Below are 12,941 nucleotides of genomic sequence, written 5' to 3' on the forward strand. Positions count from 1 at the left end.
TCTTACTCAACGCTCGAGCACCACCACGGACCTGGATTCACCCGGACGTGTCGCCTTGGTCAGCGGGCGCCACCCGTCGCCGGGCAGCGTGACCTGCTTGTCCGTCGGATAGGGGTTGATGACCACCAGCACGCCGCGCCGGGCGGGGTCGGCATCCGGCCCGACGGTGTCGTCGACGTGCATGACGATCACCCCCGGCTCGGCGGCCGGGAACGACACCTTCTGCTGCACCAGGTCGAGCGACCCCAGCGAGAACAGCGGCGACGACCTGCGGATCCGCAGCAGCTCCAGCGTTCCGTCCAACGACGTGCGCATGTCAGAAGAAGAAGAAGGACGAGCCGTCCCGAGCAACGGCCGCGCGTACGGCCACTTCGACTGGTTGTCCGCGGCGGGCGGCAGGCCGCGGCCGAACCCGTTGTCGCGCAACGACGGGTCGTAGGGGTTGAACCAGTCGCCGGAGTCGAAGCTGTTGCGGTCCAGCGACTTCGACCGCAGGAACTCGGTGCCCGCGTGCACGAACGGACGTCCCTGCCCGAGCAGCACCGGCGCCAGCGCCACCTGCTGCATCCGCACCCGGTCCGCAACCGATGTACCGGGCGGCAGCTTGTACATGAGCGCGTCGAACAGCGTCTCGTTGTCGTGCGCGTCGGCGTAGGTGATCGCCTCGCCCGGTGCGCCCGTGTACCCGGCGGGCGCACCGTTGTAGGGCACGTCCCGACCGGACACCACGGGTCCCGCGGTCGACTGGAACCGGTACGCGGCCATGTTGCCCGCCATGCCCAGCTTCACCAGGTCGCTGTAGTTCGACAGCCGCGCGGCCACATCGCCGTTCGCCGGTGACCCGTTCAGGTCACCCGCGAGACCGGAGCCGATGCCCTGCACGCGCGGGTCGTCGTCGAACGGGCCACCGCCGCGCACCGCGTCGCGCAGCCGGTCCGAGAACGTGCCGACGCCGGTGCCCGCCATGTTCGCCTGCGTGGCCTGCTCGAATCGCGCATTGCCCGCGACCTCGCCGAAGTCCCAGCCCTCGCCGTAGATGCCGATCTTGCGGCCGTCGACGCCGTCGCGTGCGACGGTCAGCGCGTCCAGCGCCGCCCGCACGGCCAGGATGTTCGCCTTCGGGTGATGCCCCATCAGGTCGAACCGGAACCCGTCGACCTTGTACGTGCGCGCCCACCGCACCACGGAGTCCACGACGAGCTTGCCCATCATGGCGTTCTCGGTGGCCGTGTTCGAGCAGCACGTGGAGTTGGCGACCGAGCCGTCGAGGTTCAGCCGTTGGTAGTAGCCGGGCACGACCTTGTCCAGCACGGACGTCGGCGCGTCACCATGCGCCGCGGTGTGGTTGTAGACGACGTCCACCACCACGCGGTTGCCGTTGTCGTGCAACGACTTCACCATCTCGCGGTACTCGCGCGACCGGGCCCAGCCGTCCTGCGCCACCGCGTACGAGCCCTCGGGCACGTCGTAGTGGAACGGGTCGTAGCCCCAGTTGAAGCCGTCCTTCGCGGCCACGGCGCCCACGCAGGCCTGCTGCTGCTCGGAGTCCGCGGGCAGCGACGGCAGGTCGCACGCGGGCGTCGCCTGGTCGGAGCGCTTCTCCGGGATCGTCGCGATGTCGAACGTCGGCAGCAGGTGCACCGTGTCCATGCCCGCCTTGGCGAGCTCGGCGAGGTGCCTCATGCCGACGGAGTCCTTGTGGGTGAAGGCCTTGTACGTGCCGCGCTCACCCGCGGGGACGCTCTGGTCGTTGATCGAGAAGTCGCGCACGTGCAGCTCGGTGATCGCGCCACCGATGCCGCGCGCGACGTCACCCGACCAGCCGCCGGGCATGGTCCGGCCGTCACCCAGATCAGCGAACTGCGAGTGCGTCGAGTTCACCGCCAGCGCCACGGAGTACGGGTCGGTGACCACGATCGAGCGCTGCCAGTTGGTCACCTCGAACTGGTAGTACTCGTCCTTCCAGTTCCCCGATGCCGACCACGAACCAGACGCGTCGTCGCGCTTGAGCTCGACGACCTTCACGGGTTCCCCGGACGGCTTGTCGAACAGCCGCAGCTTCACCGTCCTGGCCGTCGGCGCCCACAGGCGGACCGACGCGCGACCGTGGTCGAACGACGGCCCGTAGGTCAGCTTCGTCGCTGCCGCCGCATAACGGTCGTCGAGCACACCGGCGATCTGCACGCCCGTGCGGTGCCGGATCGCGCCACTCGAATCGGTGTGCACCGCGGCGAGTTTCTCGCGCAGCGCGCCATCTGCGTATCCGCGCACCTGGAACACGGGTTTGCCGCGCAGGTGCGGGAAGCGGTCCGGCACCGGCGAGGTCGACGGCACGAGCCTCAGCACTCGCCCGCCGTACTCGATGCGGTACCCGTCGGACGCGATCACGGGCACGTCCCACACGACCAGGTCCTTGGCCACCCAGATCGCCTTGGACTTCGTCAGGTCGTCGTCCGCTGCCGGGCCGGAGGACGGCGGGAGCAGGTACTTCTCGTTGCCGGACAACTGCCACACCTCGTTCCCCTTCTCGGCGAGGGTGAGGAACTGGTCGACGCCGGGGTCCTTCGCGTCACCCCGGTGGACTATGTAGCTCAGACCGGGCGCGCCCGGCGCGAGCGGCACCGACCAGTACGCGCCGAACGCGTCCCTGCCGTCCGGCTGCCGCGACTGGTTCCAGCCCGGCGACGGCTCCAGGGAGCCCGTCCAGTGGTACATCGTCCAGTCGGTGTAGTCGCCGTCCGGACGGAAGTAGTGGATGACCGCGCGGTTCTCCGCGGCGGCGCGGGACGCGTGCACGCGATCGTCCTTCACCCACGCGGACGCACTGGTGAACTTGCCGGACGCGACGATGTTTCCGCCGCGCACCAAGGAGAAGTCCGTGGTCGGCGGCAGGTCGGCGTACGCGCCGAACGAGTCGGTGCCGGTGAACGGCGCGTCCGCGCGGCCGGGAACGCGCACGGCGACGTTCGTCGCGTCGCCCGCGTAGTGCACGGTCGCCTTGCCGGTCGCGGCCTGCTCGCTCGGGTGCACGGGCTCCTGCCCCTGCTCGAGCCACACCTCCGGCGTGACGCTCGGGTCGACGAACCGGTCGATTGCGGTGTCCTTCTCGTCACCCTTGTGAGCGATGATCCCGACCTGCTTCGCGCCGGGCTTCAGCTTCACCCACGCGAACCGGCCGTACGGGGTCTCCCCCGCGAACGGAAGCGGCTGGGACCACTCGGTCGGCGTCTCCGCGTCACCCCAGACGTGCAGTCCCCAGCCGTCGTAGTTGTCGCGCTGGTAGTGCACGACCAGCCAGTCGGGTGACTTAGTGCCCGGCGGCTGCACCGGCGGCGCGGGCACCAGCGTGACGAACGCGCCGTCCGCGCCGATCGCGCCCGATCGTGCGACGACACGCAGTTCGACGCGCTTGCCGGCTTTCGCGCCGGGCAACGACGCCAGGTCGGCGAACACGCGGTACGGCGCGGAGTCGTCGGTGCCGAGCACCGTCCACTCCGAACCGCCCTCGACGCGTGCCGCGAACGTGGCCTGCGCGTTGGCCGCGCCGATGCCGTCCGCGCGCAGCTCAACCCTCTTGTCCAACACCGTTCCCTGCGCTGGCGCGACGAGCACCGGGGCGGGCGCGATCGTCGGGATCGGCGCGGAACCCTTGAGCACCAAGGTGGACAGCGGCGGCACCTCGACGGTCACCTTCCCGTTCGAGGCCTGATGGCCGCCGTCGAACTTCGCGGAGCTCACCGGAACGCTCACCGTCGCCTTGGTGGTTCCGGCATTCGCGACCACGAGATGCTCACGTTCACCCATCCTGCTGAACGCGACCACATCACCATCGGAGTAGCGCAGCACCTGGTTTCCCTTGCGCCATACCGAATCCGTGTCGACGAACTTCGCCAGATCCTGCAGTTGGCGATACAACGGGTGATCTGTGTTGAAGTTGTCCACAGCCCCGGTGCGATCCGATCCGATCAGCTTCTCCCCGGCGTACTCTGGGGTCCTGCTGGCGAACAAGTCCTGTCGCGCCAGCTTGTCCCCGCCCCCACCGGCGAAGCCCTGCTCATCGCCGTAGTACACCACCGGATTGCCCCGCCACAGGTACATCAGCGAGTTGCCCAGCTTCAGGCGCGCCAGCAGCTCGTCGTCGGAGATGCCCGGCTTGTTCTGCCGGATCATCCACGCGATGCGACCCATGTCGTGGTTGCCGAGGAAGGTAGGTAGCGAAGAAGCATTCGAGTCGGCATCGGTGTAGCGGTCGTCGTCGACCAGCACCTCACCGAGCCGTGCGGAACCCTTCCCCGAGAGGAAGCCGGCCGCAGCACCCTGGAAGGGGAAGTCCAGCGTCGCCTGCATCCGGCCGGTGGTCGTGTACTTCGACGTGTTCTCCGGGTTGCCGTCGAACACCTCGCCGAACACGAAGAAGTCCTTCTTGCCCTTCTTGCGCGCGTACTCCTTGACGTGCGGGGCGAGAGCCTGCCAGAACTCGACGTTGACGTGCTTCACCGTGTCGACGCGGTAGCCGTCGATGTCGAGCGTGTCGATCCAGCTGGTGAAGATGTCCTTCATGCCGTTCACCACGCGCGGGTGCTCGGTCATGAGGTCGTCCAGCCCGCTGAAGTCGCCCTGTTCGCTCGACTCTCCGCTGAACGTCGAGTCGCCGCGGTTGTGGTACAGGGTGACGTCGTTGAGCCACAACGGATGCTTCGTCGGTCCACTGCGGACCGGCGTGTACGGGAAGGAGGTTTTGGCGTCCAGCTTCGGGAAGTCCGCGCGTCCCGCGTGCTCGCCGATGTCGAACGGCTTGCCGGATGCGTCCAGGTACGGCTGCGCGCCCGTGCTGACGTACCCGGTGCGGCCCTCGGTGTAGGAGATCACGTCGGCCGTGTGGTTGGCGACGATGTCGAAGAACACCTTCATGCCGCGCTGGTGCGCGTCCCTGATCAGGTCGCGCATCTCCCGCGTGGTGCCGAAGTGCGGGTCAAGCTTGGTGAAGTCGGTCGTCCAGTAGCCGTGGTAGGCCGCTGAGGCGTCGGCGCCCGAGCCCTGCACCCACTGGTTCTGGAACATCGGCGTCATCCAGATGGCGGTGATGCCCATGCCGTCGAGGTAGTCGAGCTTGCCCTGGAGGCCCTTGAGGTCGCCCCCGTGGTAGAAGCCCTTGTCGGTGGGGTCGAAGCCGTGCTTCAACCGGTCCGTCTCGCGTGAGCCGCCCCGGTCGTTGCGCGGGTCGCCGTTGGCGAAGCGGTCGGGCATCACGAAGTAGAACCGCTCACCGGCGAGGTCGGTGCGCACCGCGTCCTTGGCGAGCCGGGAGTCGCCGTCCCGCACTCCGGGCGCGATGTCCACCACCTCGCCCACAGCGAGCCGTTCCTTCGCCGGCGCGGCGTGCGCGAGCGGCGTGAACGGCACCAGAACGAATGCAGCGAGCGCGGCGACGACCCGGCGCATCGCGACCTCCTTGTCGCAACTTCTTGCAGAGTTGCTGCACGAAACCACGAGATCGGAGGCCCAACAAGAGTCAGACGACTGCAACTATTTGCGAGATGGCCCGAACGAGAGCGCCAGCTGGAACCAGTGCAGGTCCCACGTCGTGATCGCGTAGAGCGCCAGCACGCCACCAGCGACGACGGCGTCGTGCGAGGCGGGTCCGCTCAGCATCTGGCCGTCGGTGTCCGCACCCGTCTGCTGGTCGCGCCAGATCGGCGCGTCCTTCGGCAGCGGCGCGGTCTCGACGAGCGAGAGCCACTGGCCGTTGATCTCGCGCACGATCATCAGCACGTACGGCTTCTCCCGGTAGGTGACGCCACCGGGCTCGACGCACACGTACTCACCACGTTCCGCCGCGGCGTAGGAGGCCCGGCCGACCCAGTCGAACGCCTCCTTGATCGCGTCGGTGGTGAGTGCCGCGTACGCCTCCTCGGCGGTCACCCGGACCAACGACGTCATCTCGGCGGCGACCCCGCCGTCGTCGTTGCGGTAGCGGCCGGTGAGCATGATCGTCGCGGTGTCGGCGTCCAGCGCCACGATGTCGCGGAACCTGCTCTCCAGGATGGGGAACCGCGCCAGCACGCCCTGGGCGAGCCTGCCGAGCACGAGGTCGGGCTGCGTCATGCGCCAGTAGCTGACGTCGTCGTCACCCAGCCACAGCGGCAGGATCCCGCCGATCGGGATGCCTGGGACGACCGTGGTGAGCGTCGTGCCGACCGCCGGCACGGGCGGCTGCGGCGCGTCGGTTGGCGGGGTGTGCGGTGCCGGCTGCCCTGAGTCCGTTGGGGCGGGCGGCGGGGCTGACGGCAGTGCAGCCTGGGCCGAGACGGGCGATGCCGCAGCCTGCGGTGTGCCGGCCGCAGGCGGAGCCTGCCCTGCATCCGTTGCCTGCGCGGGCGACGGGGCGTGGGCAGAACTGGCCATGGGCGGCGCGGCCTGGGCCGGGTCGATCGCAGGCGAAGCCTGCGCCGTGGCCTCAGCGTGCGTGGGCAGCACGGCCTGAGCCATCGGCGCGTGCTGTGCCGGGAAAGCCTGGGCGGGCGGCGCGACCTGGGCCAGGCCAGCCGCGGGCGAAGCCTGCCCTGCGTCCGTTGCGTGCACGGGCAGCGCGGCCTGAGCCAGGCCGGCCGCTGGCGAAGCGTGCCCTGAAACGACCGGCTGCCCTGAAGGCGGAGTCTGGACCGAGTCCGACAACGTGTAGCCCACCGCTGAAGCAGGCTGCTGAAAACCGGGCAACGAGGCGAACCGCGGGTCGACCTGGGCAGTGCGAGCGATGTGGTGTGCCCAAGCGCGCACCCGGCTGAGCGGGTGGTCGGCGAACTGAGGGTCGAAGCGCGGGTCATCGCCCACGTGGAACGGCAGCCTGCCCTGCATCTCGGGCGCGTACGGGTGGGCGACGACCCACTTGTCGAACCCGATCTGCGACACCAGCACCGCCTCGCGCACGCCGGTCATGCCGCTCTCGACGGCCTGCACCTTGAGCACGGCGCTGCAGGTCGCCTTGGGCAGCGTGAAGGAGGCGATGAAGGCCTGGCCCGTCGGCTGGTTCGGGATGGGCAGCTTGACGATCTGGAACAGTGCCGGCACGCCACCGAGGTGCACGACGTGCGCCTCGATGAGGCAGCCGACCTCGCCGGTGATGACGGCGAGGTCGTGCCGCAGCCTCTCGGGATCTTCCAGTGGCGCGGGCAGGTCAGGCACCTGGTCGAAGTACGTCAGGCTGACCTGGTCGCCGTTGGCCGGGTTGAACCAGTTGCTCTGGTCGTGCTGCTGGAAGCCGGTGGTGTCGAATGCGATGGGCACTCGACAACCATATTTGGTTCGCCTATCTAGCTTTCAGGGTTTTGGTCCAGAGCGAAGCGCCTGTCGCGTCGCGCAGCCACACCGTCAGCGAGCCGGCGCGGTCCACCTCGATCTCACCGAAGTGCTGGAAGCCGTCCAGTGGCGTGGTGTTCGCCGCGGGTGGGGCGTGGACGAACACGGCCTCGGGGCCGAACGTCGGGTCGAGGGTGTTCGGGCCGAACGCTCCCGCGTGCAGCGGGCCGGACACGAACTCCCAGAACGGGTCGAAGTCGCCGACCGTGGCGCGGTCGGGCGAGTAGTGGTGGGCGGCGGTGTAGTGGACGTCCGCGGTGAGCCACACGGTGTTGCGCACGCGGCGCTTGCGCAGTTCGCGGAGCACCCACGCGAGCTCGTGCTCGCGGCCGTTCGGTGCGCCGGGCAGGCCGTTGGCCACGCCCTCGATGTCCGTGCCGTCCGGGACGGTCAGGCCGATCGGCAGGTCCGCCGCGATGATCTTCCACGTGGCGGTGCTGCGGGAGAGCGCGTCGACGAGCCAACGGGCCTGCGAGGCGCCGAGCACGACGCCGGGCTTGTCGCGCGGGGACGTGTTGGCGTCCTTGTAGGTGCGCATGTCGAGCACGAACACCTCGACGTGCCTGCCGTACGGGAACTTGCGGTACACGCGGCCGTCGACGGCGCGGCGGCGGTCCAGTGGCATCCACTCGTGGAACGCCTGGAAGGCGCGGGCGGCTAGGACGTCGACGCGCTTCTCGGTGTACTGCGGCAGGGTCAGGATCTCGCCGGGGTACCAGTTGTTGACGACCTCGTGGTCGTCCCACTGCACGTACGACGGCACGTGCGCGGCGAACGACTTGTACTGCGAGTCCAGCAGGTTGTAGGCGAACTGGCCTCGATATTCGTCCAGCGTCTCGGCGACCTTGAGCTTCTCGGGGACGACGACGTTGCGCCAGATCCGGCCGTCGGGCAGCGTCACCTTCTCCTGCAACGGGTTGTCGGAGTACACGCTGTCGCCGCTGTGGATGAAGAAGTCCGGCTTGCGCGCGGCCATCGCGCCGAAGATCGGCATGCCGCCGATGTCCGGGTTGATGCCCCAGCCCTGCCCGGCGACGTCGCCGGACCACACGAACCGCACTTCGTCGCGGCCGATCGGCGCGGTGCGGAAGCTGCCGGTGACGGGCTCGCTGCACGTGCGGCCGTCGAGGTCCTCGGCCACGACCCGGTAGTACGCGCGGCGGCCGGGCGGCAGGTGGTTCACCCGCACCCGGCCGGTGCCGCCGGTCTCCGGGGTGAGCAACGGGCCGCGGATCCGGCGGGTCAGCCGGAAGTGCGGGTCGGTGGAGACCTCGACGATCATGCGCGACGGCTTGTCGGCGCGGGTCCACACCAGCCCGCCGTCCCACGTCACGTCGCCTGACTGCACGCCGTGCGTGAGCACCGGACGGTCCGTCCTGGCGAGGCCGACGCCGGGCACGAATGCCGCGGCCGTTCCGATCGCTCCAGCTCTGAGCAGTGTGCGCCGGTCAAAGGTCATGGGCGGTTTCTAGTCGCCTTCATCATCCAGCGGTAGAACCGAAGGGGGCCAGTGGATGAACACCCGTCCATCGGAGATGAGGTTGCCTACTTCGCCTGCTGACTCGGAAGCCTGCCTTCGGCCATCCGCTTCAGCAGGTCTCGCCGCAGCCACAGCAGGTACGTCCACACCAGCGAGAAGATCACGCCGATCACGCCGAGCGGCGGCAGCAGGATCCACGACGCGACCAGCAGCACGTGCAGCCCGATGATCGCCCCGATGCTCCACCGGTGCTTCAGCAGTGCGCACATGACGATGAACGCCACGATGAACCCGAAGACCACGAGACCGGCGGACGTGCCGATGCCACCACGCAGCTTGGCGACGATGGGCAGCGCCAGTGCGACGACGATGACCTCGAGGATCAGGGTGCCGGCCATGATGCCGCGGAACCCCTTCATCGGGTCCTTCTTGGGAGCGGCCGGCGTCGTCATGCGGGCTCCTTGCCGAACAGCGCACGAGCCTCGCCCGCGGTGACCACGGATCCGGTGACGATCACGCCACCACCGGACAGCTCCTCCTCAGTCAGCCTGATGGCTTCCTCGATGGCGTCGTCCAGCCGGGGCTGCACGACGATGCGGTCCTCGCCGAAGATCGGGATCGCGATGCCGGCCAGCACATCGGGGTCCATCGCGCGCGGAGACGAGTTGGTGGTGAGCACGACCTCGTGCACGACCGGTTCCAGCGCGGCGAGGATGCCCTCGGCGTCCTTCTCCGCCATGACGCCGACCACGGCGACGAGCTTGCGGAAGCCGAACTCGGAGTCCAGCGCCGAGGCCAGCGCCCGTGCGCCGGCCGGGTTGTGCGCGGCGTCGACGAAGACGTTCGGCGTCGAGCGGACGCGTTCCAGCCTGCCCGGCGACGTGACCAGCGCGAAGCCCTCGCGGATCGCGTCGACGTCCAGCTTGCGGTCGGCACCGGCACCGAAGAACGCCTCGACGGCGGCCAGCGCGAGAGCGGCGTTGGCGGCCTGGTGGGCGCCGTGCAGCGGCAGGAAGATCTCGTCGTAGATGCCGCCGAGGCCCTGCAACGTCAGCAGCTGGCCGCCGACCGCCACGTCCCGGCGCACGACGCCGAACTCCTGGCCGAAGCGCGCGACCATGGCGTCGACCTCAGCAACGCGCTCCAGCAGCACCTTCATCGCCTCGGCGGGCTGCTCGGCGATCAACGCCACGGAGCCGGCCTTGATGATCCCGGCCTTCTCGCCCGCGATGCCCGCGAGGTCGCCACCGAGGTACTCGACGTGGTCGATGCCGATCGGCGTGATGACGGCGATGCGGCCGTCGGCGATGTTGGTCGCGTCCCAGGTGCCGCCCATGCCGGTCTCGACGACGGCGACGTCGACCGGCGCGTCGGCGAACGCGGCGAACGCCATGCCGGTGAGCACCTCGAACTTGCTCATCGGCACGTCGTGCTTGGCGTCGACCATGCCGACGAAGGGCTCGATGTCGCGGTACAGCTCGACGTACCGCTCAGGGTCGATCGGCGCGCCGTCCACGCTGATGCGCTCGGTGGCGAGCTGCAGGTGCGGACTGGTGTAGCGGCCGGTGCGCAGGCCGATTCGGGTGAACAGCGCGTCGATCATGCGGGACGTCGACGTCTTGCCGTTCGTGCCCGCGACGTGCACCACCGGGTAAGTCGTGTGCGGGTCGCCGAGCACGTGGGTGAGCATCTCGATCCGCTCGACCGAAGGCGCGATCTTCGTCTCCGGCCATCGGGTGTTGAGCTCGGCCTCGACCTCGCGCAGTGCGTCCAGCGGTTCCACGTTCACCCGGAGAGTCTACGAGGAGCGCCGACTCGGGCTGCGTGGGCACCGGGTCGTCCGCACCGGTGCGGACCGGCGGCCGGAACGGCGACGGGCCGTCTTGCGGCAGATCGCTCATGTCGTCTCCATCACCGGGGTGTTCCTGACGATCTCCGACCGGCCGAACGCGGCCGCGACCCGCTCGAGCCACGCCACCTCGGCGGCCAGGTCGGACCCGCCGGGCAGGCGCGGCGCGTAGTCCGCGTCGTCGCCGTCCCTGCCGTGCACGCGGGCACGCAGGCCGTCCGCGATGCTCGCCGCCTCGGCGACGACGGTGACGTCGTCCGCCGCGAGACCGGCGGCACGCGCCGCGGACTCAGCGGACTCCCGCCGCGCGCGGCTGGTGAACTGCCGCAACGCGCGGCGCGCGTCCCAGATCTCGATCACCCGCCGGTAGAGGAAGTACCTGAGGTCGTCGAGCCGGTAGCCGTCGCGGCCGAACCGGTACGGCTCCTCCAGCCGCACCTCGGGGAACGCGTCGACCAGCGCCGTCCACAGTGGATCGAGCCGGCGGTAGGAGCGGTAGTGCAGCACCCACTGCCGCACCGCGCTGAGCCACGGGCCCCACTTCGGCAGCATCGAGCCCGCACCGACCAGCGTCATGCCCGCCAGCGCCGGGTAGAAGCTCACCTGGAACTCCGACCACGGCGGCGAGTGGCCGAGGAACACCGCCGACACGTAGCCGACCTTGTGCACGGGGAACAACGTCGAGATGGCCGCACCGACCGCGATCAGTCGCAGGCCGCGCCGCAGCCACACCCGGTCCGCGATCTTCGACCAGGTCCACGACATCCGGGCGACGGTCCACATCACGAGCCCGACGTAGGCCACGAAGACGAGGTTCATGACCGCGGACAGCGGCGCGTGCGCGAAGTCGTGCCGCAGCAGGGCCGCGAAGTCTCCACTGAGGACAGCGGGCACGTACACGGCCGTGATGGCCACCTGGCCCGCCAGGTAGACGACCGCCCAGCGACGCACCCGTCGATGCGCGACAGGACGTTCCTCGATCGAGTAGAGGAAGAACGCCTGCAACGCGAGGCCGCTGCCGCACAACAGCACGTGCTGCAGCCACCACGGGCTCGCGGGCACCACCCGGTCCATCGCCTTGAACACCGGGTCGATGCCGATCGCGAGACCGAGACCGAACCCGGCGGTCGCGCTCCACAGCCCCCACATCGCCGGGTTGGTCGGCTTGCGCACGAGGTCGACGAACTTGTACGCGACCAGCACGAGGAACACGACCGACGTCGCCACGTGCAGTGAGAAGTCAACGAGCATCGGGCTGCCCCAGCACTTCGCCGAACCGGTCGACGGCGGCCGCCGCGCTCGGCTCCAGCTCACGGTCCGCGATCAGCCGCCTGCCGATCAGGTCCCACAGCGCCGCGGCACCCAGCTCGGCCTCCTGCTCCTGCACCCGCGTGTAGGCCGAGCGCCCGAACACCTCGCGCACCGCCTGCGGGTCGAGGTCCGGGAAGAACAGCCTGGCCTGCGCCTCGTCGAGGTGCCCGTTGCCGCTGTGGTCGAGCAGCAGGTGCGCGATCTCGTGCAGGATCGTGTTCTCCTGGTGCAGGCGGGACGTGCCGACCTCGTGGAAGACGTAGTCCTCGGTGCCGGTCGCCATCCAGAGCCCGCGCACGCCGCTCGCCGGGCTGAGCTCCACCGGCAGCAGGTGGATCGGCCTGCCGCGGTGCCTGCTCAACCGCCGCACGAACTCGCCGATGTCGAACGGGCGGGGTATCTCGACCCCTTCGATCGCCGAGGCGACCCTGCCGCGGACCGCCCTCCGGTCAACCCTCATCGCGGCCCCCGTCACGATGCAGCCCCAGCGCCAGGTTGATCAGCTGGGCGATCCGGTCGCGCACCTCGGGCTCGGCGTCGTTCAGCTCCAGCACCCGCGCCTGCAACGCGTCGACCTTCGTGGTCTTCATCGCCTGGAGCGCCTGCACCTGGTTGCGCACTCGGGCGAGGTACTCCTCGTCATCGGCGAAGAAGTACGCGGGCGTCACGCCGAAGGCGCTGCTGAGCACCTCGATGTGCTGCTTGGTCGGGTTGTCCCGCTCGCCGGAGCGCAGCTGCCACAGGTACGTGTGCGAGATCTTGACGTCGAACCGCTCCTGGATGTGCGCGGCGAGCGTCCGGGGCGTGAACAGCTCGCCGGTCGGCGACAGCACGGTGCCGAACAAGAAGCTGATCTTGCTGGCGAGACTCTTCTGGTCCTCGGACACGCGAAACACCTCCCCCTGAGCGTGCTCGCTCAGGTTGGCACAATGGAACTCCTAGCGT

8 protein-coding genes are annotated in these 12,941 nt (G+C 69.4%); all 8 read right to left on the reverse strand.

All coding sequences use genetic code 11. The features are described 5' to 3' along the window. Positions 1-6: 6 nt before the first annotated feature. Positions 7-5,442: a pullulanase-type alpha-1,6-glucosidase gene (gene pulA, locus FKR81_RS32610; protein WP_146357938.1), complete on the reverse strand. Its 5,436-nt coding sequence runs from the start codon at positions 5,440-5,442 to the stop codon at positions 7-9. An 84-nt stretch (positions 5,443-5,526) separates the two neighbouring features. Continuing rightward, positions 5,527-7,284, reverse strand: coding sequence for a hypothetical protein (locus FKR81_RS43900; RefSeq protein WP_186763305.1), 1,758 nt, complete (start codon positions 7,282-7,284; stop codon positions 5,527-5,529). 22 nt (positions 7,285-7,306) lie between these two features. Beyond that, positions 7,307-8,815, reverse strand: coding sequence for an alkaline phosphatase D family protein (locus FKR81_RS32620; RefSeq protein WP_146357939.1), 1,509 nt, complete (start codon positions 8,813-8,815; stop codon positions 7,307-7,309). 86 nt (positions 8,816-8,901) lie between these two features. Beyond that, complete coding sequence (locus FKR81_RS32625; RefSeq protein WP_146357941.1) at positions 8,902-9,288, reverse strand: DUF4233 domain-containing protein; 387 nt, start codon at positions 9,286-9,288, stop codon at positions 8,902-8,904. After that, a complete protein-coding gene (folC, locus tag FKR81_RS32630) occupies positions 9,285-10,625 on the reverse strand; it encodes a bifunctional tetrahydrofolate synthase/dihydrofolate synthase (RefSeq protein ID WP_235921886.1) in 1,341 nt (446 codons plus the stop codon). The genes FKR81_RS32625 and folC overlap by 4 nt, the downstream gene beginning before the upstream one ends. 108 nt (positions 10,626-10,733) lie before the next feature. Beyond that, the gene (locus tag FKR81_RS32635) at positions 10,734-11,936 is read right to left on the reverse strand and encodes an MAB_1171c family putative transporter (RefSeq protein WP_146357943.1); all 1,203 of its coding nucleotides are present in this window, start codon (positions 11,934-11,936) and stop codon (positions 10,734-10,736) included. Further along, positions 11,926-12,456, reverse strand: coding sequence for an ImmA/IrrE family metallo-endopeptidase (locus FKR81_RS32640; protein WP_146357945.1), 531 nt, complete (start codon positions 12,454-12,456; stop codon positions 11,926-11,928). Before FKR81_RS32640 ends, FKR81_RS32635 begins: the two co-directional genes overlap by 11 nt. Continuing rightward, entirely contained in the window at positions 12,446-12,883 is a 438-nt protein-coding gene (locus tag FKR81_RS32645; RefSeq protein ID WP_146357947.1) for an XRE family transcriptional regulator, read from the reverse strand. The genes FKR81_RS32640 and FKR81_RS32645 overlap by 11 nt, the downstream gene beginning before the upstream one ends. Positions 12,884-12,941: the final 58 nt, after the last annotated feature.

This window comes from Lentzea tibetensis (assembly GCF_007845675.1).
Taxonomy (GTDB): domain Bacteria; phylum Actinomycetota; class Actinomycetes; order Mycobacteriales; family Pseudonocardiaceae; genus Lentzea; species Lentzea tibetensis.